This is a genomic window from Sphingomonas pituitosa NBRC 102491, assembly GCF_001598435.1.
GTDB lineage: Bacteria > Pseudomonadota > Alphaproteobacteria > Sphingomonadales > Sphingomonadaceae > Sphingomonas > Sphingomonas pituitosa.
In genome coordinates, this window is the sequence record NZ_BCYY01000025.1 from 36,048 (window position 1) to 60,885 (window position 24,838).

The following is a 24,838-nucleotide window of genomic DNA, read 5'->3' on the forward strand; positions in this document are numbered from 1 at the left end:
GTCCGCGTGATCCCACGCGGGCGCGAGCGCGCGCGTCCGCTCGCAAAAGGAGAAGGCCATGCGCCTCTCACGCTTCTTCATCACCCGCCCGATCTTCGCGGCGGTGATCGCGATCCTCATCACGATCATGGGCGGCATCGCCTATTTCGCGCTGCCCATCTCGCAATATCCCGACATCGTGCCGCCGACCGTCACCGTGACGGCCAGCTATCCCGGCGCCTCGGCCGAAACCGTGGCGGAAACCGTCGCCGCGCCGATCGAGCAGGAAATCAACGGCGTCGACGACATGCTCTACCAGTCGTCGCAATCGACCGGCGACGGCGCGGTGACGATCACGGTGACCTTCAAGTCCGGCACCAACCTCGATGCCGCGCAGGTGCTGGTGCAGAACCGCGTCGCAGTCGCGATCCCGCGCCTGCCCGAGGAAGTGCAGCGCCTCGGCGTCGTGACGCGCAAGACCAGCCCCGACTTCCTGATGGTCGTCAACCTGATCTCGCCGGACAACTCGATCGATCGCAGCTACATCTCCAACTATGCGCTGACCCAGGTGAAGGACCGCCTCGCGCGGCTCGAAGGCGTGGGCGACGTGCGGATGTTCGGCGCGCGCGACTATGCGATGCGGGTGTGGATCGATCCCGGCCGTGCCGCCGCGCTGAACCTCACCGCCGGCGACATCGTCCAGGCACTGCGCGGGCAGAACATCCAGGTGGCGGCGGGGTCGCTCGGCCAGCCGGGCTCCAGCCCCAGCGGCAATGCCTTCCAGCTCAATGTCGAGACGCAGGGCCGCCTGAAGACCCCGGCCGAATTCGGCCGCGTCGTGATCCGTACGGATACCGAAGGCCGCCAGGTGCGCGTGAGCGACGTCGCACGGGTCGAGCTCGGCGCCGCCGACTATTCCTCGAACACCTATCTCTCGAACAAGCCGACCGTGATCCTGGCCGCCTTCCAGCGCCCGGGCTCCAACGCGCTCGCCGCCGCGGAGCGGATCAAGGCGGAGATGGACACGATTTCGAAGACCTTCCCCAAGGGCCTCGAATATCGCGTGATCTACAACCCTACCGAGTTCATCGCCCAGTCGATCGACGCGGTGTACCATACGCTGGGCGAGGCGGTGATCCTCGTCGTCCTCGTCGTGATCGTGTTCCTCCAGAAGTGGCGCGCGGCGATCATCCCGGTGGTGGCGATCCCCGTGTCGCTGATCGGCACGATGGCGGTGCTGCTGCCGATGGGATATTCGCTCAACAACCTGTCGCTGTTCGGGCTGGTGCTCGCGATCGGCATCGTCGTCGACGACGCGATCGTCGTGGTCGAGAATGTCGAGCGCAACCTCGCGCGCGGCATGACGCCGCTGGAGGCGGCGCGCACCTCGATGGACGAAGTGTCGGGCGCGCTGGTCGCGATCGTGCTGGTGCTGTTCGCGGTGTTCCTGCCGACCTTGTTCCTCAACGGCCTGTCGGGCGCCTTCTACAAGCAGTTCGCCGTGACGATCTCGGTCGCCACCGCCATCTCGCTGCTCGTCTCGCTGACGCTGTCGCCGGCGCTCGCCGCGGTGCTGCTCAAGCATGAGGCGCATGGCGACCGCCGCGGCATCGGCCGCCTCTTCGGCCGCGCCGCCGACGGCTTCAACCGCGGCTTCGAGCGGATGAGCAACGGCTATGCCCGCCTCACCCACAAGCTGGTCACCCGGCCGAAGCGGATGATGGTGGTCTATGCGGGCCTGATCGCCGCGACCGTCGCGACCTTCTGGGTCACCCCGGTCGGCTTCATCCCGGCGCAGGACCAGGGATACTTCCTCACCGTGATCCAGCTGCCGCCGGGCTCGTCGCTCGAGCGCACCGATGAAGTGATGCGCAAGGTCGTCGCGCGCATCCTGCCGATCCCGGGCGTGAAGGGGTCGGTGATGCTGGCAGGCTTCGACGGCCCGTCGCAGACGCTCGCCCCGAACAGCGCCGCAGCCTATGTGCCGCTGCAGAGCTTCGAGGAGCGCAAGAAGCTGGGCGTCAACATCGCCGGCATCATGGCCGAGGCGCGCAAGCGCACCGCCGACATCAACGAGGCGATGCTGCTCGTCGTCCCGCCGCCGCTCATCCAGGGCATCGGTTCGGCCGGCGGCTACCGCCTGATGGTCGAGGACCGGAGCGAGCATGGCTATCAGGCGCTGGGCGGCACTGCCTTCGGCCTGATCGGCCAGGCGAACAAGACGCCGGGGCTCCAGCAGATCTACACCTTCTTCAACACCGCCACGCCGCGCGTCTTCGCCGATATCGACCGTCGCAAGGCCGAGATGCTGGGCGTGCCGCCGGAGCGGGTGTTCGAAGCGCTCAACGTCTATCTGGGTTCGGCCTTCGTCAACGACTTCAACATGCTCGGCCGCACCTACCGGGTGACCGCGCAGGCCGACGCGCCGTTCCGGGCGACCGAAGCCGACATCGCCAACCTCAAGACGCGCTCGGACGCCGGCGGCATGGTGCCGATCGGATCGGTCGCGACCTTCGAGAACAAGACCGGGCCGTACCGCGTGACGCGCTACAATCTGTTCCCGGCGGTGGAAGTCGATGGCGATACCGCCCCCGGCTACAGCTCGGGCGCCTCGCTCGACGCGATGGAGAAGATCGCCGCCGAACTGCCTGCGGGCTATGCCGCCGAATGGACCGGCATCGCCTATCAGCAGAAGATGGCCGGCAGCACGGCGGGCCTGGTGTTCGCGCTGGCGGTGCTGTTCGTCTTCCTGGTGCTGGCGGCGCAATATGAGAGCCTGACGCTGCCGCTGGCGATCATCCTGATCGTGCCGATGTGTCTGCTGGCGGCCATGGCGGGGGTGAACCTGCGCGGCATGGACAACAATGTGCTGACCCAGATCGGGCTGGTCGTGCTGATCGCGCTCGCCGCCAAGAACGCGATCCTCGTGGTCGAGTTCGCCCACCAGGCGGAAGTGCGCGACGGCCTGTCGCCGGTCGAGGCCGCGGTGCGGGCGGCGCAGGACCGGTTGCGGCCGATCCTGATGACCAGCTTCGCCTTCATCCTCGGCGCGGTGCCGCTGCTGATCGCGAGCGGGGCGGGGTCCGAACTCCGCCAGGCGCTGGGGACGGCCGTGTTCTTCGGGATGATGGGCGTCACCGGCTTCGGCCTGCTGTTCACGCCGACCTTCTACGTGGTGTGCCGCGCGCTGGGCGTGCGGCTCGCCCGGCGGCGCGGGCAGGGTGGCGATCACCACCAGCTCCAGCCGGCCGAGTAACGATAGGTGAAGACCCGCCGCTCCCCTTCCTCCAACCGTCATCCCGGCTTCCGCCGGGATGACGGGAGAGGGAAGCGGCGGGCCTTCTGAACGAACCGGTTCAATTGAACCAACCGGCCGGCTCGTCGCGAGCCTGCCCAGGAGATTTCGCATGCAACGCATGGCTTCCATGATGGCCGCGGTTTCGGCGCTGGCGCTTTCCGCCTGCGCCGCCGGCCCGAACTATACGGCGCCCGCCCGCCCGCAGAGCGCCGCGGGCGCGTTTCTCTCGACCAGCCCCGCGCTATCGACCGCGCCGGTGCAGGCGGGCTGGTGGCGGCTCTACAACGATCCGGTGCTCGACCGGCTGGTGACGCAAGCGCTCGCCGCCAACACCGACATCCGGGTGGCGGTCGCCCGCATCGAGCGCGCCCGCGCGACGTTGCGCGGCGCAACTGCCAACCGGCTGCCGCAGGGTACCGCAAGCGCGGGCGCCAACTATGGTCGCGTGCCTGCGGGCCAGCGTCCGATCGGCACCGCGCAGGAGGATTGGCAGGTCGATGCCGGTCTCAGCGTCTCCTATGAGGTGGACCTGTTCGGCCGCATCTCCCGCGGCGTCGAGGCCGCCCGCGGCGACGTCGCCGCCGCCGAAGCCGATGCCGAGGCGGTGCGGGTCATCGTCGCTGCGGACACCGCGCGCGCCTATGCCGATGCGGTCTCCTCGGCCGAGCGGCTGGCGGTGGCCGAGCGCATCGTCGCGCTGCTCGACCAGTCGATCGACCTGACCCAGCGTCGCCGCAACGTGGGACTGGCGACCCGGCTCGATGTCGCCCGCATCGCCGCCCTGCGCAACCAGCGCCAGGCCGATGTCCCCGCGCTTGCCGCCCAGCGCGACGCGGCGCTGTTCCGCCTCGCAATCCTGATCGGCAAGACTCCCGCCGAGCTGCCCGCCGAGGCGCGCGAGCGCCACACCACGCTGCGGCTCGACCAGCCGATCCCGGTCGGCGACGGCGCGGCGCTCCTCGCCCGTCGTCCGGACGTGCGTGCGGCCGAGCGGCGCCTCGCCGCCTCCACCGCCCGGATCGGGGTGGCGACGGCGGACCTGTATCCGCGCATTTCACTGGGGGCCTCGGGCGGATCCACCGGCAACGACTTCGGCAACATCTTCGGAGCCAATCCCTTGCGCTGGCTCGTCGGTGGCCTCATCAACTGGACCGTCAATCCGGCCCCGGCGCGCGCGCGTATCGCCGCGGCCGAAGCCGATAGTCGCGCCGCGCTCGCCACCTTTGACGGCACGGTGCTGACCGCGCTGCAGGAGACCGAGACCGCGCTCTCCGCCTATGGCCGCGCGCTCGAACGGCGGACGGCATTGCAGGCGGCGCTCAATGAAGCCGAGGCGGTGGTCCGCATCGCCCGTGCCCGCCAGACCGAAGGCGACATCAACTCGCTCGACCTGCTCGATGCGGAGCGCACCTTCGCCGATGCGCAGGCCGCGCTGGCGACGGCCGATGCCGGCATCGCAGAGGCGCAGGTCAACCTGTTCCGGGCGCTCGGCGGCGGCTGGCAGCCGACCGCCTGAGCACTCAGCCCCGCGCGCGTTCGATCGCTTCGAGTGACTTGCCTTCGTTGCGCGGGGCCCAGATCAGCCCGATCACCCCCGACGCGACGAGGAAGCCGGTGAGGATCCAGGCGAGCGTGGTGAAATCATGCGCGGCGAGGCTCGGCACCGCCAGGCTCCAGATGCCAAGCCCGATCCGCACGATCGCGAAGGTGAGCCCTTGCGCGGTCGCGCGGATCGCGGTGGGGAAGAGTTCCGCCGACCAGAGCTGGAAGAAGCTCTGCGCCCCGAACCCGCCCGCCACGCCCATGATCACGATGTGGAGGATCACGATCTCCAGCCGGAAGCCGAAGATCGCCAGCAGCGCCATGCCGAAGACATGGAGGGCTGCCGAGATGCCGAACAGCAGACGCTGGTTCACCCGGTCCGACAGCGTCATGAAGATGCCGAGGATCGAGACCATGCCGATCAGGAAATAGCTGGCCGGCAATATCGTCGCGGCCCATTCGGGCAGGTGGTTCTGCGCGATCAGATAGGGCGTGAAGAAGCCGTTATAGCCCGCCCACAGGTTCCACAGCCCGTACATGCCGGCCAGGAAGGCGATGGCGCCGAGATGGCGCGGCGCCAACAGCAGGCGCCAGCCCGGGCCCGCGCCGCCGGCGCGGCGGGCGGCCTGCACGTCTTCCCAGCGCCGCGATTCCCGCATCCGCGAACGCAGGAAGGTGAGCGCAAGCGCAAGGACGGCGAGATGGGCGAACAGCCAGCGTATGCCGGTAATGCCGAACGGGCGCAGGAAATAGGCGGCGACCAGCACGGCGACGGGCCCGAGATACCAGAGGAGCTGCGCCACGCCCGAATGCGCGCCGCGTCGGGCGTCGGGCGCCTGCTCCGCGATCAGCGACCAGGAGGCCGGGATGTCGGCCCCGACCGCGAGGCCGACCAGCACGAAGCCCAGCACGATCATCCAGGGCGCGCTGGCGAAGACCAGCCACGCCATGCCGAACGCGTAGAACAGCATGTCGTACTGGTAGATCGTCTTGCGGCCGAACCGGTCGCACAGCACGCCGCCGAGCAACGCGCCGACGCCGGCCGAGATCGCATTGGCGCTGAACGCCCCGATCAGGCCGATGAACCCGTCCGACAGGCCGAACTGGGTTTTCCACAGCGCCAGCGCCACCGATCCCGACACGATCGAGCCCGCGTCGATATAGTTGGCCAGCCCCGCGAGAATCGAATTGCGCCACGATTCCCGGCCTTCGCCTGCCGCCATCGCATCTTTTCCTTCGCTGCACATCGGCCCGGCGGCGCCGGCAAGATCAGATATAGGTGCGCAGCAACTCGCCGAGCGCGCAGATCGCCAGGCTCTGGCCATAGGGCATCGAGGTGAGGCGGATGTCCTTGTAGAATTGCAGGGTGTCGCCCATCGCGGTGCCGAAGCTGACCTGCTGCAGCTCGCCCGTGTCGTCGATGTTGTCGAGCACGCCGCGCACCGCCTTCAGGCCCACTTCTTCATAGTGCCGCGGCAGATAGCCCTTCCGCACCGCCTTCAGGATGCCATAGGCGAAGCCCGCGGTAGCCGAGGCCTCGAGATAGCTGGTCGGGTCCATCACCAGCGTGTGCCACAGGCCGCTTGCGTCCTGGGTCTCGGCCAGCGTCTTCACCTGGGCCGCCAGCGTGTCGATCAGGAAGCTGCGGAAGGCGTCGCCCGGCTGGAGGTCCAGGATCTCGATGATCTCGGGGATCGCGATCGTCACCCAGCAATTGCCGCGCGCCCACAGGGCTTCGGCGAAATTGTGCCGGCCGTTGAAGTCCCAGCCGTGGAACCAGAGGCCGGTCTTCTTGTCGAAGAGATATTTGATGTGGACGAGGAACTGGCGCTTGGCCTCCTCCACATAATGCGGGCGGTTCAGCAGCAGGCCGATCTTGGCGAGCGGCAGCACGCTCATCATCAGCGTGTCGTCCCACATCTCGCCGGGATTCTCGTCATTATAGACGATGTGCTGGAAGCCGCCCTCCTCGGTCTTGGGCAGCCCGTCGGGCGCCATCAGCCATTCGGCCCAGGTGTCGAGATAGGGGAGGTAGCTGGGATCGGGTTCGTGCTCGTACAGCCAGGCGAGCGTGATGAACGGCGCCACGGTGTTGATGTTCTTGGTCGGCGTGCCCTCGGCGAAGCGATCGGCGAACCAGCCCTTGATGATGCCGAGCGCCTTCTGGTCGTTCGTCTGCTCGAAATAGCGCCACATGCCGAACAGGCCGACGCCGTGGGTCCATTCCCAGCCGGCCCAGCCCTTGGTGTCGATGATGCGACCGTCTTCGAGATGGAGCAGGAACTCGCCGGTCTCGTCCTTGATGTGGACGAGATTGTCCATCAGCAGGTCGATCTTCTGCGTGACGAGGTTGCGGGGGATGTCGTGCGAGGCGGCCAAGGTTCGTGTCTCCGTGGGTAAGGGTTCAAAGGCCGTGGCGCCGCGCGAACCGCGCGAACAGGCCGGGCCAGGGATGGGGGGTGCCGTCGGGCTCGACGAGGGGCAGGCCGTGGCCGCCCTTTTCGAAGATCATCAGCTCGGACGGGATCTTCGCCGCCTGCAACGCGGCGAACATGATCAGGCTGTTGGCAGGCTGCACCGCCGGGTCGTCCGCAGCATGCGCGACGAGGGTGGGCGGCATGTCGGCCGGCAGGTCGCGCTCGGCGGAGAAGCGGTGGACCTGTTCCTCGCTCGGGCTGGTGCCGAGCAGTTCCTTGCGCGATCCTCCATGCGCCTCGGGCATGCGCATCGTGATGACCGGGAAGAACAGGCCGAGCGCCACCGGCCGGGCGGAGAGCCGGTCCGCGGCGTCGATGGGTGCGTAGGTGGCGAGACCGGCGCGGCTGCCGAGCCGGGCGGCGAGATGGCCGCCGGCGGAGAAGCCCATCGCGCCGACCCGGGCCGGATCGATCTTCCAGCGCGCGGCACCGGCGCGGATCAGCCGCATGGCGCGCTGTGCATCCTGCAGCGGCGCATCGGGCCCGGCGGCCCAGCCGTCGTGCGGCAGGCGGTAGAGCAGCTCGAACACCGTGGTACCCTGCGCGGCGAAGTGGCGGGCGATGCTCGACCCGTTGCGGCCGAGTGCGACGCGGGCATAGCCGCCGCCGGCGATCATCAGCAGCGCGGACCCGTTCGGGCGGTCGGCCGGAACGACGTTCAGCATCGGCGTGGCGACGTGCGGCCAGGCGATGTCGTCGGCGTCGCCATTGGGCGAGCGCTTCACCCATGCGTCCTGCACGGTGACGCCCTCGCCCCCAGGAGGACGGCCGGGCCAGAGCGGCAGCCGCTCGATCGGCGCGGCGCGGGCGGGCAGTGCGGCGGCGGCCGTTGCGGCGGCGGAGGCGGCGAGCAGGGTGCGGCGGGTGATCATTGCAGTTCCTCCGGGCGCTGCGGTGCTGCGACCATCGCGACGGGCAGGCCGCCGCGGACGTTGCGGAGTGGCACCAGCGTCACCTTCTCCAGCGCATTGCCGGGCGCGCCGTCCGAGGTGACAGCCAGCGCAATGCTGTTGACCCCGCGATGATTGAGGATCCCCTCCGGCACCGGGAAGACGCGCTGCGGGCCGACATGGGCGATGAACTGCCCCATGTTCCAGCCATTCACGAAGATCAGCACGCGGTAGCGGGCGCCGGGGGAGCGCGGCCTGGTCGTGTCGCCGAACGCCACACCAATGGTGGCGTCCTGCCCCTTGGGCACGTCGAGCGTGAAGCGGCTGCGGTACCAGATCGTGCCGGGCGCCGCGGGCGTCTCCGTCTTCCAGCCGCGGTCGTCGAAGCCGGGGAGGTGCCAGCCCATCCGCTCGCCATATTGGCCGCCATTGTTGGCGGCGCCGCGCGCCGGATCGGGCAGGTCCTCGCCGCCCTTGCGGCCCTGTATCTTCCAGGTGACCGGCACGGCGAAGCTCGGGCCGCCGGCGGGCTCTACCGAGGCGAAGACGATTCCCCGCGCCTCCTTGTGGAAATCGTCGGCGTCGAGATCCCAGTTATGGCCGTTGTTGCGAACCATCACCGACAGCACATGGCTGCCGGGCGAGCGCGCGGCTTCCGGCAGGGCGAACTCGGCGACGCCGGTGGTGATCGGGCGGGGCAGGCCGGCGGGGATCTCGTCACTGCCGACCAGCTTGCCGTCGAGGAACAGCTGGAGCATCCCCGCGCCGCCCGCGCCGTAATGGATGCGGATGCGCTCGGCGGCAGCGCTGCCCTCGAAGCGGCCGCGATACCAGACGTCGCCGTCGTGGAAGCCATAGGCGTCCATCAGCATGTTGGGCACGCCGTCCGGCCGCGCGGTGATGCTGGCATAGGCGCGGTTGTCGATCGCCTGCCAGTCGCGGTCGTCGAAGTCGGGTGCGGCCTCGGGCGTGCCGGGGGCGGAGACCCAGGCGAGTTCGGGCAGGGTGATCGGCGCGGGGCCCGGGAGAGGCTTGGTTGCCACCAGGCTGCCCGAGGCGGTGCGGGCCGTCGCTACCGGCACGCCGTTCCAGCGCAGGCTCCGGGTGGCGGCCGGTGCCCAGACTTCGAGCGACGTTGGCTCCTCGGTATCGCCGGTGAGCGCCAGCGCGCTGCCCGCGGGCGTTGCACGGCGGACCAAGGCGGGGCCGCGCACCAGCGTGTCGCCCATCCGCCAGAAGCGCGCGCCCTCCGCCTCGTCGGCCACAAGCAGGGTGAGCGGCGATCGCCCGCCGCCGGTGATGCGCAGCCGGGTGAGGCCCTTGTGGGTGTAGGCGAGCTTCAGGTCGCCGCGCGCGGCATCGAAGCTGGAGGTCGCCGCGCCTTCCAGCACCTCGACCTTGGGGGCGGAGGCATAGCGCAGCACCGTTTCGCCCGGCTCGCCAGCGCGGCCGTAAAGCAGCAGCAGGTCGCGGCCGTCCTGGCGCAGCGCCGCCTGGAGTTCGGAGCTGGCATAAACGAGCCGCTGGCCACCCAGCGTCACGCCTGCCACCAGCCACTTCGCGTCGAAGCCGTTCAGCGCCATGTTCCAGCTGTACCGCCCGTCGGGCAGGTCGGCGGTGACGGTAAAGCGATCGTCGGTCTGGCCGTTGGACGGCTTGTGGGTGACGAGCAGGAAGCGCGCATCCGTCTCCGGACGCTTGTTGTGGTAGACCTGGATGCGATCGGAGGAGACCGTCACCGGCCCCGCCGGGACCATGCCGGCGAGATCGGGCAGGCTCTGGATCAACCCGGCGAGCTGCTTCAGCTCCTCGGCCTTGGGGCGCAGCGCGCGGGTTTCGGCGATGGCCGAGCCATAGTCGTAGCTGGTGAACACCACCGGCGCGGGCAGCCAGCCCCAGCTGGTGCCGCCGAACCCCATGTAGAAGCTCTGGATGCCGATGCCGTTCGCCAGGTTGGTGCCGTAGAACACCCGCTGGAAGCGCTTGCCCCGCTGGATCGCGTTGCACGCGTATCCGCCGTTCGAGCCCCAGTAATCGAACCAGCCGCCGCCGAATTCCGCAAGGAAGCCCGGCGTGTTGGGCGAGGCCGAGGCGCCGCCCTTCGCCCCGCCGGGGCCGTAAAAGCCCCAGTCCGGCGCCGCCGATCCGCGCGTCGGCTTGCCCGCGACCGTGCAGGTCCCGCCGGGATAGCCGTCGAACGCATAGAGGTCGTTCGGTCCCTCGACTGTCTTTTCCACGCCCGCGCCCGCCGGCACCCAATAGCCGTTGCGGCCCTGGTCGTTGTGGAACAGCGGCACAGTGATGCCGTCGGCGCGCGCCTTGGCGGCGAGATGGTCCATGTAGCGGCGCTGCGCGGGGGTGGTCAGCGCCAGCTCGTTCTCGATCTGGTGCAGGATGACCGTGCCCTGGTGGCCCTTGCCGTCGCCGTTGATCTGGTGGCGGGCGATGATCGCATGGACCTGGGTCAGCCACTCGTCCGCCGCGGCCATATAGTCGGGATCGTCGGTGCGGGCCCGGGCACGCTGGTTGACCAGCCAGCCGGGGAAGCCGCCCCGCGTCAGCTCCGCATTCACATAGGGGCCGGCGCGGGTGATGACGTAGAGGCCTTCCTCCTCGGCCATGGTGAGCAGCCGGTCGAGGTCGCGGATGCCCGAGAAATCATAGACCCCGCGCTTCGGGCTGTGGAAGCCCCAGTCGAAATAGAAGGCGACGGTGTTGAACCCGCTCGCCTTCATCTTCTGCAGCACGTCGCGCCACAGATCGGGCGAGGGCAGGCGGAAGGCGTGCATCTCGCTCGACCAGATCACGGTGCGCTTGCCGTCGATCATCAGCGAGCGCGCGTCGAACGACACGCGGCCGAAGGTCTTCACCGGCGCGGCGAGATTGGCGGTCGGCTTCGCCTCCTGCGCGGCGGCAGGCAGCGCGACCAGCAGCGTCGAGGCGAGGAGCGCAGCGCGGATCATGGCAGGTAGAACACCGGACGCAGCGGCCATTCGAGCGGCTTGTTGTCGGGCGCGACCTCCATCAGCGGGGCCATATGGTCCCACCAACGGCGCATCACCGGGTGGGCGGGCAACTGCTCGTTGGTTGCCTCTTCGGTCAGCTTCAGCACCGCGAACAGCGCGCCGGTCGCCTCGTCGAGGAAGATCGAATAGTCGCGGATCCCGGCATCGTGCAGCAATGCGGCCAGCTCCGGCCAGAGCGCGTCATGTCGCGCCTTATATTCTTCGGCCATGCCGGGCTTGAGTTGCATCCGAAACGCATGAACCCGCATTTCCCTCTCCGCGCCACTATGTGGAATTGCTATGCACGATATGGTAGCGGTGTGGCGCGTCCGCGTCAAACCCGATCCGTGCATCGGCGGCGTCCTCGAGCAGCAGAGGCGGGCGCGGATCGGCGCCGGATCGCCGCAGGGACAGACGCGCCGCGCCGAGGCCGCGCACATGGCGGGCCCACAGGCCCCAGGCAGGGGTGGGGCCGAACATGCTCGGCTCGGGATAGGCATCGGCGAGTTCGGGCGGTGCGGCGGGCAATGCGCCTCCCGGTCCGCCGCCGAAGCGCAGGTCGATGTCGGACAGGCGCACGGCCTCGATCGGGTGGCCCGGCAACCCTGCGAGGATTGCCGCGAACCGCGGGTCGATATCCGTGGCGGTGAGGCCGTGGATGTCGATGCCGCGGATCGCGCCGGGGCGCGTGCCGTCAGGCCCCCGCAGCCGCGCGCCCAGGCGGAGGAAGATCGGTGCGGTGGTCACCTCCTCCATCGTCAGGTCCTCGGCGCGGACCTGCTCGATTGTCCCGCCGTCGACGCTCTCGATCGCGAGCCCGCGGCTGCGAACGAACCGGCAGTTGCGGATGCGGACGCGGCGAAAGTCGCCGTTGCTCTCCGTGCCCAGCTTGATCCTGCCGGTGACGCGGTCGCGATCCGGGGAGAACTGCTGGGTGCGGCCATGGCTGCCGTCGAGCAGCGTGCCGAGATCATAGCCGGAGACGGTGCAGTCCTCGATCGTCACGTCCTCGCAGCTCGTGCGGCCGAGCGCGAGGCTGGTCTTCAGCACGATCGCGTCGTCATTGGGGGTGTTGACCCGGCAGCGGGAGACGGTCGCGCGGCGGACGCCGTCGAGGTCGATCCCGTCGCGGTTGCTGTCGATGGTGAGGCCGGAGCAGGTCAGGTCCTCCACCTCGCTGGCGAGGATCGCGAAATGACCGGCGCGGAAGATCGTGAGGCCCTCGATCGTCACCCGGCGACAGCGGGCGAGGGCGATCGCCTTGTTGCCCTGGCCACGCATCGCGGCGGCATCCTGTTCGAGCCGGGTCACGTCGGCTGCCGTCATCGTCGCCATCGAGAGCGGGCGCTCGCCGCGCTGTGCGCTCCACGGCGTGCCGGGGCCGTTGCGGGTGAGGCCGGCGCCATCGATCCGGCCCTTGCCGCAGAGGGCGATGTCCTCGGCATCCTCGGCCCAGATCAGGCTGTTGTGCCAGTGGCTGTGGCCGAAATCCTGGTAGAGCTGGGGGCCGCGCTCCTCGGGCAGGTCATAGGCGCCGTCCGGGCCGGGCGTGGCCGCGAGCAGGGTGGCGCCGGCGTCGATCGCGATCGTCACGCGGGAGGGGAGGCGGAGCGAAAAGCTGCGATAGGTGCCCGGCGGCAGCAGCACGATCCCGCCGCCTGCCTGATGCGCGGCGGCGAGGGCGGCGGCGATGGCCGGCCCGTCGAGGGCAATGCCGTCGCCGCGCGCGCCATGCGCGCGAACGTCGAGGACCAGGCCGGTGCGCATCAGCTTCCCGCCGGGCGTTCGCTGCTGGCGGTGAGGCTCGGCGCGAGGGAGAGGCTGTCGAGCGCCGGCGGATGCGCTGGATTGAAGCGGCGCGCGTCGGGATGGAGGTGCGCGGCCAGTTCCGGCACGGTGTCGGCCAACCCCGCGGCCACCGCGTGTGCGAGCAGCCAGGCGCCGGGGTTGTTGTGATGCGTCTTGTCGCGGCCGCCGTCGTTGAACAGCTTGGCTGCCTCGATCGGGCCATAGGCTTCGTAGAGCGCGATCGTCGCGGCCTGAAGGTCCACCAGCGGCACCCGTTCCTCGCCCGCCACCTTGCGCATCGCCTCGGCATACTCCGCCAGGGTGTGGCGAATGCGGCCGGCGTCGAAGTTGCGCCGCTCGGGCGAGGTGACCAGCACCGGCTTGCCGCCGCGCCGCCGTACCTCGGCGATATAGGTGCGCAGCCACGCCGGGTAGGTGACCGCCGGGTCCGCATAGGTCTGCGGCCATTCGGACTTCTGGTCGTTATGGCCGAACTGGATCAGCACCCAGTCGCCGGCCTTCACCTGCGACAACAGCTTGTCGAGGCGCAGTTCGGTGACGAAGGACTTCAGCGTCTCGCCCGACTCTGCATGGTTGGCGACCGCGATGTCTGCCCGGAACAGCGCCGGCAGCATCTGGCCCCAGCTAGCTGCGGGTTCGGCGCGCTGGTCGGTGACGGTGGAATCACCGGCGAGGAAAATGGTCGGCACGGTCACCGGCTCGATGGTGACCCGCTGGACGCGCGGGTCGCCGAGGAACTCCAGCGTGAGCTTGTCGTCCCAGGTGAAGCTGCCCGCCTCGCGCGACTTGAGCCGCACGGCGGTACCGCCCGGCGCATTCGCGGGCGGCGCGGCCAATGCGGCGGTCCGCACGTTCACGACGAAGCTGGCGGTGACGAACTGCCCCGGCGCAGTGGTGATGTTCCGCAGCATCAAGCGGCGCGATTCGGCCTTCACCGTGGTGTGCGACGCCGCACGGGCGTCGCCGAGGCGCACCGTCACCCGGTAATTGCCCTCCGCCACCGCAACGGAGAAGAGCCGCTCGCGCCCCGTGCCGCCAGGTTCATAGCCATGGCCGCCGGGCTGGTAGGGCGTGCCCTCCGCCACCGCGATGCTGCCTGGCGCGGGCGGCCCACCGGGTGCGAGATCGAAGGTCTGAGGGCCCGTCACGGCCGCGAGCATCGCCAGCATCCACATTGCGCCCATCCTAGACTATTTATGCGTGGCAAGGTCGAACGAGAGATGTGGCGGCTGGTTGTACGCCGTGTTCTGCCAGGCAACGCCCAGCCGGTAGACCGGATCGTGCAACAGTGTCGGCAGCCGGATCGCGGTGGGGTAGGGCGTGGCGTAGATGCGCAGCTCGCGGCTGTCGGTGCTGGGCAGCACCAGCTCCTCGCGCCAGTCGCCGAGGATGTCGGCGGAGAGCGACGGGTTGCGCTTGGTGCCGTTGTTCGAGGTGGTGCCCGGCGGATCGAGCAACAGCTTTTCGGTGCTGGTGGTCCAATCCCATTTGGTGATGCGGGTGCCGTCGAGCAGCTCGGCCAGCGCGTCGCCGTCCCAATAGATGCTGAAATTGGCGGCGCGGGGGTGGCCGCCGGGGATCACCTTGCCGCGCGCATCATAGAGGTCCGGGGAATTGCTCGCCCAGGTCTCGGCGCCGGGGAAGCGCGGATCGATGTCCACTGCGATGCCGCGGCCGGTGTCCTTGTCCGCCGGGGTCGACCAGAGGAGTTCGCCGGTGCGCGCGTCGAGCATCGCAGCGCCTCGATTGCCGCTGCGGCGCATCTCCTCGTGTACGCCGAATTTCTCCAGGCCCGGCCTTGTCGGATCGAGGTCGCCGACATGCATGGTGTCGCCATGGCCCAGCCCCGAGGACCACAGCCCCTTGCCGTCGTCATCGACCGCCATCGATCCGTAGATCACCTCGTCGCGGCCATCGCCGTCGACATCGGCGACCGAGAGCTGGTGATTGCCATTGTCGCCATATTTCTCGTTGCCCGGCGTCGCGCTGTCGAAGAGCCAGCGCTGCGTCAGCTTGCCGTCGCGCCAGTCCCAGGCGGCGACGGTCGAGCGGGCGTAATAGCCGCGGCCGAACACGAGGCTGAGGCGATGCCCGTCGAGATAGGCGACACCCGCCAGATAGCGTTCGGAGCGGTTGCCATAGCCATCGCCCCACAGCGCCTTGAGGCCCGCCTCGCTATCGGCGCCGCGCGGCGGGGCATAGGGGGCGGTGGCGAGCGCGCGGCCGGTGCGGCCGTCGAACACGGTCAGATATTCGGGTCCGTCGAGGATACGGCCCTTGAGGTTCGCCATCTTGCGGCCGTCGCTGGTGACGGTGGAGCCGGTGCGATCGGGCACCTCCACCGCCGCATCGCCGTGGCGCCAGTCCTTCGACGGATCGCCCACGGCCTTGCCGGTGCCGTCGATCGTGCCGTCGGCGGTCTTCATCGCGATCTCGGCGCGGCCGTCGCCGTCGAGATCGAACACCATGAACTGGGTATAGTGCGCGCCCGATCGGATGTTGCGGCCGAGGTCGATCCGCCACAGCTTCTTGCCCTCCAGCGTATAGGCGTCGATCAGCGTCTCGCCGGTATAGCCCGCGAACGCATTGTCCTTGGCGATGCTGGGATACCATTTGACGATCAGTTCGAGGCGACCATCGCCATCGAGATCGCCGACCGAAACATCGTTGGCGCTGTAGCCATAGGTCTCGCCGTCCGGCGTGGTGCGGTCGGCCGGCTTGTCGAGCGGTACCGCCAGATAGCCCTGCGCCCATACGGAGGCCGACGTTCCGGCTGCGCCGCCGTCCACCGCCAGCGCATAGCGCGCCGCAGCCGTGCCGGCCTTGTCGTGGAAGCTGGTCGGCTGGTCGGGCGCGATGCGCGCGATCGGCTTGCCGTCCCGGTAGAGGGTGAAGCGGATGGTTCTGGGGTCGCTGCCGAGCAGCCGCCACGCGACATGCACGCCGCCGCCCTGCGCGGGCACTGCCACCAGCGCGCGGTCGAGCCGTTCGACCTGCCGTCCGTTCAGGCTGTCGGTGGTCTGCGCCGCGAGCGGGGCGGCAAGGGCGGCGGCGAGCAGGGCGACACGCATCACGACAACTCCTGGAGTACGTGAAAAATGGGCCGCCGGAGATGACGCGGCGGCCCGAGGGGAGGTTGGGTCAGAACTGGAAATTGACGCCGAAGTTGAAGGTGCGGCCGATACGCGTCTGGAACAGCGTGTCGCGACGGACGCTGTCGATGTAGAGGTTGTTGCGTTCGTCGGTCAGGTTCTGCGCTTCCACGATCAGCTTGATGTGCTCGTTGACGTTGAACGAGGCTGAGGCGTCGACGAAGGTGTTGGGCGAATTGCCCTGCAGGTCGCTGCCTGGCGAGGCCGGGATCGCGCGGATGTAGCGATCGCGGTAGCTGGCGGTCGCGCGAATGCTGAACTTCGAATCCTCGTAGAAGATCGTGCCGCTTGCCGTGTTCTTGGAAAGACCGACCAGGTCCGCCGTCGTGGTGACGGTGGGAACGCCGTTCACGCTCGCGAGGATGTAGCGGATCTTCGAGGTGACATGGGTGTAGTTGCCCAGCACGCCGATGTTCTTCAGGAAGCCGGGCAGGAAGCGCATCTGCACCTGCGCGTTCACCTCGACGCCGTTCAGCTTGCCGCCCGGCGTGTTGAGCGGCTGGCCGACGGTGAAGATCTCGGTCGGCAGGGTGTTGGTATTGTCGAGCAGTGCCACCGGAAGGCCCAGCTGGGTGAACGGGATCTGGCTCGTCACCCGCTGGACATAGGATTTGATGTTCTTGTGGAAATAGGCAACCGAAAGGAGGGATCCCGGCTGGAAATACCATTCCAGCGCCGCATCGAAGGTGTCGGCGCGGATGGGGTCGAGATAGGGATTGTTGATGTTGCCGTTGCGCGTCGTCGCGGTGATGCCGCTGGTCGGGGCCAGCTGGCCGAGTTCGGGACGCGACATCACCTTGGCGGCGGCGAGGCGGAGCAGCACGTTGCGCGCCGGCTCGATCACGACATTCGCCGAGGGCAGCCAGTCGTCATAATCGCGCAGCACCTGGCCGTACTGACCGCGCAGGTTGGTGGGCGTCTGGCCCGCTGCCGCGACGCTGACGGTGCCGGCGGCGAGCATGTCCGTCTTCACATAGCGCACGCCGACATCGCCGCGCACCTTGAACGGCAGCGCCATGTCGGTGTCGAAGGTCGCCATCGCATAGGCGCTCTTCACCGATTCCCGGATGCGCGACGCCACCGCACCGCATTCGGTGCGGCAGAACTGGACCGCGTCATAGTTGAACGCCTGCGCCCATTTGTCGGGATCGATGGCCGACCAGCTCTTCGGCGCTCCGCTGCCGAACAGCTGGTCCAGCCCGCTGATCTGCCGGGTGATGCTGGCAAGCGTGGTGCCGGCCGGCAGCGCCTGCACGATTGTCTGCGACGTGTAGGGCAGCGACGTCCAGGCGCTGAAATCGCTGCTGCGATACTGGCCGCCGACCCGCAGCTTGAGCGCGTCGCTGAGGCTGTAGTCGAGGTTCAGCTCGCCGGTGAAATTGTCGGTCTGGTTCTTCGACGGCTTGCCCTGGAAGCTGAAGCCGCCCAGCACGGTACCGTCGGAACGGGCGGGCGCGTAGTTGAAGCTGGCCGGGTTCGACACGTCGAAGCCGAAGCCGAGCAGCGGGGTGCTGCGGCCATTTCTGAAGTCGATCGAAAAATTGGGTGTGTCGATCGCGTCCATGAAGGTCTGGAACCGCTTCGGGTTCCACCAGACCGACTGGTTCTTGCCGACCAGCATCTCGATCTGCAGCTTGTCGTTGAAGCGATGGCGCAGGTGCGTGTTGACCTGAAGGAAGTCCGAGGTCCAGTGGTCGACCAGGCCTTCGGAGCGCACGTCCACGCCATCGAACAGGCCATAGAGCAGCGAGCCGGACGAGCTGAACTGCGCGTCGCGCACCGAGACCATCGGCTGCCCGTTGTTGTTGATCGAACGACCGAACGAGATGCCCGCGATATAGTTGTCGCGGCGCGTTACTTCGAAGCGCGAATAGATCGCGTCCACGCCGATGTCCGTATCGTCGTCCGGGCGGAACTGGAGCGACAGCGTACCGCCCATCCGCTCGGTATCCTGCTCGGAATTCACATAGCGCGGCAGGCGCGGCAGGAAGGCACCGCTGCCTGGCACGTTCGGCAGGTCTGCACGGCGCAGATTGGCGACGGTGTTGTAGGCCGCGAGCGTGCCGGTACGCGGGTTCCCCGTGCTGCACATCGTCGCGGTCGCGCCCTTGCCGGCGACGTTCGGACTGATCGGCGCATACCCGATCGGCGTGCAGAAAGGCTGAACCGGGGCCGGGCCTGCGACGCCGTCCGGATCGAAGCCGTTGGCGTCGGCCGAAAGGATGTCGACCGCCGAATAACCGACTTCGCGGATATGGCGCTTCTGATACGCGAAGCTGGCGAGCACGCCGAAGCGGCCGTCGGCGAACTTCTTGCCGACGAGGAGCGAGCCGCGCGGATCGACCTTCTTGCTCAGTTCATTGTACACCCCGCGCAGCGTGGCGGTGAGGGTGAAGTCCTTCTTGAGATCGAGCGGCTTGGGTGCGCTGAGGTCCACCGTCGCACCGAGCGAGCCTTCCTCGACATCGGCCGAGGTGGTCTTTCGCACCGCCAGCGCCGAGAAGATCTCGGTCGGGAAGACGTTGAAGTCGAAGCTGCGCCCCGAATTGCCTGCGCCGTAGATGTCGGACGAGCCGGTCTGCGCGCTGCCTTCCATGCCGTTGATGCGCACCCGGGTGAAGGCGGCGCCAAGGCCGCGGACCGAGATGTTGCGCCCCTCGCCGCCGTCGCCACGCGACAGCGCTACGCCCGGCACACGCTGCATCGACTCGGCGAGATTGCTGTCCGGGAACTTGCCGATGTCCTCCGCCACGATCGAATCCACGGCGGCGGTTTCGTTGCGCTTGAGGCTCAGCGCGCTGTCGAGCGAGGCGCGGAACCCGCGGACCACGATCTCCTCCTCTTCCGGCGGCGGCGCGGTCTGGCCGGGAGCGGTCTGGGCTAGGGCGGGAATGGCCGAGACCATGGCGATTGCCAATGCGAGGCCCGAGGCCCCCCGCCGGACGGCCGCATTCTGCGAACCCGAATCATAGGACATCATGCTCTCCCGGTCCTTGTTGCCCGCTGCCGATCACCGACGCGGCTGATCCCAATCTGTGTTGAGTCGTTCCAATATGTATTACGCATTTCCACGATGTAGCCAAGAGGGCGTCTGATCGGTCCGGTTCGGCGGCTGAAAAAATGGCTAATCCGCTTTGAACCTTTCTCCCGCGCGGCGGCACTGACGGAGCGCGACAGGTTCGAGCCGGGGATTCCCCTGCCGGCCGAACCTGGCGTGCGTGCCCGGTCCGTCGTCCTCCCCTGTGCAACGGATCGGGCCAAATTCGGGAGAACCAATCGATGCGTATGCTTCTGGGCGCCGCCGCGCTCGCCACCTTCGTCGCCGCACCCGCGCTGGCGCAGACCCAGACCGTCACCGACGCGACGGGCGACTTCCTGTCCGGCTATACCGGCCCCAAGCTCGCCGACCTCGACGTCACCAGCTTCTCGGTGAGCTATGATGCCGCCGCCCAGATGTTCACGCTGGGCACCACTTTTGCCGGCAACATCACCGCTGGCACGCCCGGCTTCTACGTCTATGGCGTCAACACCGGCGCGGGCGCGATCCGTCCGTTCGGCGGCATCGGCCAGGGCAATGTGATCTTCGACCAGGCAATCGTCGTGCAGAAGAACGGCACCGGCTCGATCGGCGGCACCGCGCTCGATTCCAACTGGGTGGCCATTGCCGGCAACATCCTGACGGTGAAGGTGCCGCTGTCGCTGCTGCCGAGCACCGGGTTCACCCCCGGCAAATATGGCTTCAACCTGTGGCCGCGCACCGGCTTCGCCGGCAGCGCCCAGATCAGCGACTTCGCACCCGAGAATGCGACGCTGGCCGCCGCGGTGCCCGAGCCCGCCAGCTGGGCGATGCTGATGCTTGGTGCCGGTGCGGCCGGCGGCATGCTCCGCTATCGCCGCCGCCGGACGACGCTCGCGCTCGCCTGATCGTCTCCCCGCCGGCCGGGCCGGAAAAACCACCCGGCCGGCGAAATACACGCCTCGGGTCGCACCGATTGAACCTTTGCACGCGCCATCGGCACTAAGATGGAAGCAAAGGGCAAGGCGTGACGCAGAGCGAGCATCAGCAGGGGCGACCGAGGCCCCCCAGGGACGACGAGGAAATGGGCCTCGTCGCGGCCGTGCGCGCGCGGGACCTGCGCGCGTTCGAGCAGCTGTACCGCCGCTACCAGCCGCGCCTCACCCGATTCGTCGGCACGTTGCTGCGGTCGCCGGCGCTGGTCGAGGAAGTCGTCAACGATACGCTGATGGTGCTGTGGCAGAAGGCGGGCGACTTCACCGGCGCGAGCCGGCTGTCCACCTGGCTGTTCGCCATCGCCTACCGCAAGGCCCTTCGCGCCCGCAGCCGCCTGCCCGAGGTGCAGGAAAGCGATGCCGAGCTGGCCGAGCTGCCCGACGCGGCAACGACCGACGCCGCGCTGTCGCGGGACCGGACCCGCGCGGCCCTCCAGCGTGCGATGGCGGGGCTGTCGGCGGATCATCGCGCGGTGGTGGACCTCACCTATTTTCACGAGATCGGCTATCGCGAGATCGCCGAAATTCTGGGATGTCCGGTCGACACGGTGAAGACGCGGATGTTCCATGCCCGGCGCCATCTGCGGCGTGCCATGGCGGGCGAACTGGCGGACTGGATCTAGATGATGGGCGACCTTCTCCACCTGCGCGGCGATCCGCACGAAGCGACGATGCTGCTGCTGCCCTGGTACGTGACCGGGGAGATCGAACCCGGCGACCGGTTGCTGGTCGAGGCGCACCTCGCCGGCTGCGCGGCATGCCGCGACGAGTTCGCTGTCGAGCGACGGCTGCACGGCGCGATCGCCGATCTGCCGGCGGCTGGCGCCACGGGTTGGGACCGCATCGCCGCCGAGCTTGCGGCGACCGAGACGCGCCCGCGGCTGCCGAACCGCTTCCTGCGCGGTGCCGGCTGGATGCTCGCAGCTCAGGCGGCGATGCTGGTGCTGGGCGTCGGCGTGGTGCTGCATCTCGGCCGCCAGGCGCCGTCGCCCGCCTATCACGTACTCGGCACGCCGGAGCAGCGGCAGCCTGGCAATATCCTGGTGATGTTCGCCGCAGACACGCGCGAAGCAGCGCTGCGCAGGGCGATCGAGGCGTCGGGCGCGCGGCTGGTCGACGGTCCGACGGCGGCCGGCGCCTATCTGCTCGCCATCGCGCCGGGCGAGCGGGAGGCGGCGCTGGCCCGGCTCCGCACCCAGCCGGGAGTGACGCTGGCGCAGCCGGTCGACGCGGCGCCATGAAGCATGGGCGCGCCCTGCTGGCGCTGTTGTTCGCGCTGATCGCAGGCCCGCCGCTTCACGCGCGCGCCGAGGAGGCGCCGCGCATCCTGGTGATGCTGCGGCTGGCGCCCGCGCATTTCCGCGCGGGCAGCGGCTATGGCGGCGGTTACGGCGAAGACCAGTCGGCGGCGGCGCGGCGGCGGATCGCATCCGCGGTGGCCCGGCGCAACGGCCTGCGTCTCGTCGACAACTGGCCGATGCCGATGATCGGCATCGACTGTTTCATCATGGAAGTGCCGAAGGGCCGCGCGGCGGAAGATGTCGCGGCGCGGGTCTCGCGTGATGCCGCGGTCGAATGGTCGGAGCCGATCGCGACCTTCGAGGCGCAGGGCAGGGCGGGCGCCGATCCGCTGCCCAACGATCCGCTGTATCCCGCCCAGCCGGTGGCACGGGCGTGGCGCCTGTCGATGCTCCACCGCACCGCCACCGGGCGCGGCGAGCGCGTCGCGGTGATCGACAGCCAGATCGATGCGCGGCATCCCGACCTGGCCGGCCAGGTCGCGGTCGCACGCAACTTCGTGGACGGCGCCTCGATCGCGGCGGAGCGGCACGGCACGGGCATCGCGGGCGTGATCGCGGCGAGGGCGGACAATGGGATGGGGATCGTCGGCATCGCGCCCGGTGCGCGGCTGCTCGCCCTGCGCGCCTGCCGGGAACAGGGCGCAGGCGCCGCCACCGCGACGCTGTGCGACAGCCTGAGCCTGGCGCGCGCGGTGAGCTTCGCGGTCGAGCAGCGCGCCGACGTGATCAACCTCAGCCTTGCCGGGCCGCCCAGCCGATTGCTGGAAACGCTGCTGCGGACCGGGGTCTCGCGCGGGGCAACCGTGGTCGCGGCCTATGATCCGAAGCTCCCCGGCGGCGGCTTTCCGGCATCGATGCCGGGGGTGGTCGCGGTGGCGGAGACGACGGTGGGGCTGGCGGGCGGTCCCTATGCGGCGCCCGGGCGCGATATTCCAACGACGCAGCCCGGCGGGCGCTGGTATCTGGCGAACGGTTCCTCCTACGCTGCGGCCGAGGTAAGCGGGCTGGTCGCGCTGCTGCGCGAGGGGCAGGCGCACCCGGGCAGACGCGCGGCGCTTGTTTCTGCTAGACCCGGCGGCGGAGAAATCGATGCCTGTGCGAGCGTGGTTGGGAAAGCGAAGTGCGGCGGCCTGCGCCCCTGAAGCGCTGGCGGCGCTTGCCGCGCTGCTGGTCATGCCCTCCGCGCGTGCGCAGTGGAGCGGCCAGCTGAGCGTGACCAACGACGAGCGCTGGCGGGGCCGCAGCCTGAGCGACGGGCTGCCGGCGGCGACGCTGTCGCTGGGGTATGACCACCGCTCCGGCGCCTATGCCGATGCGTCGGCGACGGTTGCGGCATTGCCGCACGGCGTGGATCTCGTCGCAGCGGGCGTCGATGCGGGCTATGCTTGGCGGCTGTCCGGCGGGCGCGTGCTCGACCTGGGCGTGACGCGCCGCGAGTTCCGCAATACGTCGGCGATGGCGAGTGGCACCGGCTACACCGAACTCTATGCCGGGATCGGCGGCCGCAGCCTTTCGGCGCGGCTGCTCTATTCGCCCGACTATCTGCAGCGCGGCGCGACGACCTTCTACGCGACGCTGGACGGCGTGGTACGGCCGGCGCCGGGGTGGCGCCTGCTCGCCCATGCCGGCGCCATGCGCTTCGTCGGCACCCTGCCGCGCTATGTGATGGACCGCGCCCAGTTCGACTACAGCCTGGGCGTGGCCCGGCGGATCGGCCGCATCGACGCCCAGCTCGCCTGGACCGGCGGGGGGCCTGGTACCGACGTCTATCGCGGCCGCGCACGATCCCGCCAGGCGGTTACCCTGGCGGCATCGCTCGCCTTCTAGCGGCAGGCGGTGCTGCCGAGCGCGGTGGCGCGGGTGAGGTCCGGGCGCTCGGGCAGCACCTTGTCTGCGATCGGCAGCTTCAGGGTCTTCAGCTCCTGTGCGACCAGATCGGCCATCGCGCGGGCGCCCAGCTCGCTGAAATGGGTGTCGTCGTTGATCCCCTTGGGAAAGCCGACCGCCTTGTCCTCCGGCTTGAGGTGGAGGTAGAGCTTGCGCGACCCCTCCGGCCCCAGACGCTGGACTAGTTCGGCCGAGCGCGCCTCCAGATCGAGCAGTGGCGTGCTGGTGCTGGAGACGAGTGCGCGCATCACCTCGCTATAGGCGGCGAAATCGGCCTTCACCCGCGTGCCGTCGAAGCTGCGGCGGACCGGCGGGGTGACCAGCACCGGCACCAGCCCATGGCCGCGCGCTTCCCAGATCATCCGCAGCAGATTGTCGCGGTAGAGCGTGCCGGCGGGGGCGTAGCGTTCGGGCTTGGTCGTGCTCGCGTCGTTATGGCCGAACTGGATCAGCACCACGTCGCCGGGCTTGGCCTCGGCCAACAGCGTGTCCCACCGGCCCTCCGCGAGGAAAGACTTGGTGCTGCGCCCGCCGATCGCGCGGTTCACGACCACGGCATCGGCGGTGAGGCCACAGGGAAGCATCTGCCCCCAGCCGGTCTGCGGATAGCGATCGGCGGCATAGGTCTGCGCGGTCGAATCGCTGGCGATGAACAGCGTTTGCGCGCCGGCGGGTGTGGCGACGGCGAGCGCCGCGGCGAACAGCGCCCCCCTCATTGCAGGTTCACGAACGCGCCGCCGTCGACCAGCAGCGCCGCGCCGGTGACATAGGCCGCCATGTCGGAGGCGAGGAACACGATCGGCCCGGCGAGATCCTCGGGCTGGCCCAGCCGGCCGAGCGGCACCCGGCCTTCCATGTATTTCCGCTTCTCCGCGTCGGCGAGATCGTCCTTGTTGATCTCGGTGAGGATCGTGCCCGGCAGCACCGAGTTGCAGCGGATGCCGTGCCGCCCCAGCGCGATCGCGGCCGATTGCATCAGCGAATGGAGTCCCGCCTTGGTGGGGGTATAGTGCGTCTGATACTCGCCGCCGACCAGCGCCGAGATCGACGAGACCGCGACGATGGCGCCGCCCTGGCCTTGCGCGACCATCTGGTTCGCCGCCGCCTGGCACATGAAATAGCCGCCGAGCAGGTTGACCTGCATCGTCCGCTGCACGGTCTCCGCCGGCATGTCGAGGAACGCGTGGAAGGGGCAGATGCCGGCGTTCGAGACCAGCACGTCGACCTTGCCGAACGCGTCGACCGCGCGGGCGACGAAATCGGTGGCGGTGGCGGGATCGGCGACGTCGCCCTTCACCGCCAGGCCGCGCCGGCCCATCGCCTCGATCGCGGCGACCACCGCTGCGGCATCGTCGTCGCGGCTGTGATAGTTGATCGCCACATCGGCGCCGGCCTCGGCCGCCCCGATCGCCGCCGCCCGGCCGATCCCGGTCGACCCGCCGGTGACGAGCACCGTCTTCCCCTCCAACAGCTTCACGAGATCCTCT

Annotated in this window: 18 protein-coding genes; 7 read left to right on the forward strand and 11 right to left on the reverse strand. The window is 69.1% G+C overall.

The window, feature by feature from the left end:
• The first annotated feature begins 58 nt into the window (after positions 1-58).
• Together SPI01S_RS17895 and SPI01S_RS17900 are read left to right on the forward strand one after the other, a co-directional pair.
• Positions 59-3,235, forward strand: coding sequence for an efflux RND transporter permease subunit (locus tag SPI01S_RS17895; protein WP_066725831.1), 3,177 nt, complete (start codon positions 59-61; stop codon positions 3,233-3,235).
• 151 nt (positions 3,236-3,386) lie between these two features.
• A complete protein-coding gene (locus SPI01S_RS17900; protein WP_066725835.1) occupies positions 3,387-4,793 on the forward strand; it encodes an efflux transporter outer membrane subunit in 1,407 nt (468 codons plus the stop codon).
• 4 nt (positions 4,794-4,797) lie between these two features.
• Here the strand turns inward: SPI01S_RS17900 and SPI01S_RS17905 are convergent, their stop codons facing one another.
• The 9 genes from SPI01S_RS17905 to SPI01S_RS17945 form a co-directional block, all read right to left on the reverse strand.
• The gene (locus SPI01S_RS17905) at positions 4,798-6,042 is read right to left on the reverse strand and encodes an MFS transporter (RefSeq protein WP_066725838.1); all 1,245 of its coding nucleotides are present in this window, start codon (positions 6,040-6,042) and stop codon (positions 4,798-4,800) included.
• Positions 6,043-6,088: 46 nt separating this feature from the next.
• On the reverse strand, positions 6,089-7,141 hold the full coding sequence (gene bglB, locus SPI01S_RS17910; protein ID WP_066725916.1) for a beta-galactosidase BglB: 1,053 nt from the start codon (positions 7,139-7,141) through the stop codon (positions 6,089-6,091).
• 82 nt (positions 7,142-7,223) lie between these two features.
• Entirely contained in the window at positions 7,224-8,168 is a 945-nt protein-coding gene (locus SPI01S_RS17915; protein ID WP_066725841.1) for an alpha/beta hydrolase, read from the reverse strand.
• Positions 8,165-11,149 carry a glycoside hydrolase family 35 protein gene (locus tag SPI01S_RS17920; RefSeq protein ID WP_174539127.1) on the reverse strand — a complete coding sequence of 995 codons (2,985 nt, stop codon included), beginning with the start codon at positions 11,147-11,149 and terminating at the stop codon, positions 8,165-8,167. Before SPI01S_RS17920 ends, SPI01S_RS17915 begins: the two co-directional genes overlap by 4 nt.
• Complete coding sequence (gene rhaM / locus SPI01S_RS17925) at positions 11,146-11,460, reverse strand: L-rhamnose mutarotase (RefSeq protein ID WP_066725844.1); 315 nt, start codon at positions 11,458-11,460, stop codon at positions 11,146-11,148. Before rhaM ends, SPI01S_RS17920 begins: the two co-directional genes overlap by 4 nt.
• 16 nt (positions 11,461-11,476) lie before the next feature.
• Entirely contained in the window at positions 11,477-12,958 is a 1,482-nt protein-coding gene (locus tag SPI01S_RS17930) for a rhamnogalacturonidase (RefSeq protein WP_066725847.1), read from the reverse strand.
• On the reverse strand, positions 12,958-14,175 hold the full coding sequence (locus tag SPI01S_RS17935; RefSeq protein WP_157084769.1) for a rhamnogalacturonan acetylesterase: 1,218 nt from the start codon (positions 14,173-14,175) through the stop codon (positions 12,958-12,960). The genes SPI01S_RS17930 and SPI01S_RS17935 overlap by 1 nt, the downstream gene beginning before the upstream one ends.
• A 15-nt stretch (positions 14,176-14,190) precedes the next feature.
• Positions 14,191-16,071, reverse strand: a complete 1,881-nt coding sequence (locus tag SPI01S_RS17940; protein ID WP_169804542.1) for a rhamnogalacturonan lyase — start codon at positions 16,069-16,071, stop codon at positions 14,191-14,193.
• 70 nt (positions 16,072-16,141) lie between these two features.
• Positions 16,142-19,132: a TonB-dependent receptor gene (locus tag SPI01S_RS17945; protein WP_066725853.1), complete on the reverse strand. Its 2,991-nt coding sequence runs from the start codon at positions 19,130-19,132 to the stop codon at positions 16,142-16,144.
• Positions 19,133-19,431: 299 nt separating this feature from the next.
• On the opposite strand from SPI01S_RS17945, the gene SPI01S_RS17950 reads away from it, so the two are divergent.
• The 5 genes from SPI01S_RS17950 to SPI01S_RS17970 all read left to right on the forward strand — a co-directional run bounded on the left by SPI01S_RS17950 (position 19,432) and on the right by SPI01S_RS17970 (position 23,291).
• Positions 19,432-20,076, forward strand: a complete 645-nt coding sequence (locus tag SPI01S_RS17950) for a PEP-CTERM sorting domain-containing protein (RefSeq protein ID WP_084253554.1) — start codon at positions 19,432-19,434, stop codon at positions 20,074-20,076.
• Between the two features lie 119 nt (positions 20,077-20,195).
• Positions 20,196-20,786: an RNA polymerase sigma factor gene (locus SPI01S_RS17955; protein ID WP_066725859.1), complete on the forward strand. Its 591-nt coding sequence runs from the start codon at positions 20,196-20,198 to the stop codon at positions 20,784-20,786.
• Between the two features lie 3 nt (positions 20,787-20,789).
• Positions 20,790-21,404: an anti-sigma factor family protein gene (locus SPI01S_RS17960; protein ID WP_169804541.1), complete on the forward strand. Its 615-nt coding sequence runs from the start codon at positions 20,790-20,792 to the stop codon at positions 21,402-21,404.
• On the forward strand, positions 21,401-22,606 hold the full coding sequence (locus SPI01S_RS17965) for a S8 family peptidase (protein WP_066725865.1): 1,206 nt from the start codon (positions 21,401-21,403) through the stop codon (positions 22,604-22,606). The genes SPI01S_RS17960 and SPI01S_RS17965 overlap by 4 nt, the downstream gene beginning before the upstream one ends.
• A complete protein-coding gene (locus tag SPI01S_RS17970; RefSeq protein WP_066725868.1) occupies positions 22,572-23,291 on the forward strand; it encodes a TorF family putative porin in 720 nt (239 codons plus the stop codon). Before SPI01S_RS17965 ends, SPI01S_RS17970 begins: the two co-directional genes overlap by 35 nt.
• On the opposite strand, the gene SPI01S_RS17975 is transcribed toward SPI01S_RS17970, so the two are convergent.
• Together SPI01S_RS17975 and lra1 are read right to left on the reverse strand one after the other, a co-directional pair.
• On the reverse strand, positions 23,288-24,067 hold the full coding sequence (locus SPI01S_RS17975) for a rhamnogalacturonan acetylesterase (RefSeq protein WP_066725871.1): 780 nt from the start codon (positions 24,065-24,067) through the stop codon (positions 23,288-23,290). The two genes, SPI01S_RS17970 and SPI01S_RS17975, sit on opposite strands and share 4 nt — an antisense overlap.
• Positions 24,064-24,828: an L-rhamnose 1-dehydrogenase Lra1 gene (lra1, locus tag SPI01S_RS17980; RefSeq protein ID WP_066725874.1), complete on the reverse strand. Its 765-nt coding sequence runs from the start codon at positions 24,826-24,828 to the stop codon at positions 24,064-24,066. Before lra1 ends, SPI01S_RS17975 begins: the two co-directional genes overlap by 4 nt.
• Positions 24,829-24,838: the final 10 nt, after the last annotated feature.

Excerpts from the sequence above, each read along its gene's own strand:
- SPI01S_RS17895 (WP_066725831.1), top strand. The coding sequence starts at position 59 with ATGCGCCTCTCACGCTTCTTCATCACCCGCCCGATCTTCGCGGCGGTG.
- SPI01S_RS17900 (WP_066725835.1), top strand. The coding sequence starts at position 3,387 with ATGCAACGCATGGCTTCCATGATGGCCGCGGTTTCGGCGCTGGCGCTT.
- SPI01S_RS17905 (WP_066725838.1), bottom strand. The coding sequence starts at position 6,042 with ATGGCGGCAGGCGAAGGCCGGGAATCGTGGCGCAATTCGATTCTCGCG.
- bglB (WP_066725916.1), bottom strand. The coding sequence starts at position 7,141 with ATGGACAATCTCGTCCACATCAAGGACGAGACCGGCGAGTTCCTGCTC.
- SPI01S_RS17915 (WP_066725841.1), bottom strand. The coding sequence starts at position 8,168 with ATGATCACCCGCCGCACCCTGCTCGCCGCCTCCGCCGCCGCAACGGCC.
- SPI01S_RS17920 (WP_174539127.1), bottom strand. The coding sequence starts at position 11,149 with ATGATCCGCGCTGCGCTCCTCGCCTCGACGCTGCTGGTCGCGCTGCCT.
- rhaM (WP_066725844.1), bottom strand. The coding sequence starts at position 11,460 with ATGCGGGTTCATGCGTTTCGGATGCAACTCAAGCCCGGCATGGCCGAA.
- SPI01S_RS17930 (WP_066725847.1), bottom strand. The coding sequence starts at position 12,958 with ATGCGCACCGGCCTGGTCCTCGACGTTCGCGCGCATGGCGCGCGCGGC.
- SPI01S_RS17935 (WP_157084769.1), bottom strand. The coding sequence starts at position 14,175 with ATGTGGATGCTGGCGATGCTCGCGGCCGTGACGGGCCCTCAGACCTTC.
- SPI01S_RS17940 (WP_169804542.1), bottom strand. The coding sequence starts at position 16,071 with ATGCGTGTCGCCCTGCTCGCCGCCGCCCTTGCCGCCCCGCTCGCGGCG.
- SPI01S_RS17945 (WP_066725853.1), bottom strand. The coding sequence starts at position 19,132 with ATGATGTCCTATGATTCGGGTTCGCAGAATGCGGCCGTCCGGCGGGGG.
- SPI01S_RS17950 (WP_084253554.1), top strand. The coding sequence starts at position 19,432 with ATGCGTATGCTTCTGGGCGCCGCCGCGCTCGCCACCTTCGTCGCCGCA.
- SPI01S_RS17960 (WP_169804541.1), top strand. The coding sequence starts at position 20,790 with ATGGGCGACCTTCTCCACCTGCGCGGCGATCCGCACGAAGCGACGATG.
- SPI01S_RS17965 (WP_066725865.1), top strand. The coding sequence starts at position 21,401 with ATGAAGCATGGGCGCGCCCTGCTGGCGCTGTTGTTCGCGCTGATCGCA.
- SPI01S_RS17975 (WP_066725871.1), bottom strand. The coding sequence starts at position 24,067 with ATGAGGGGGGCGCTGTTCGCCGCGGCGCTCGCCGTCGCCACACCCGCC.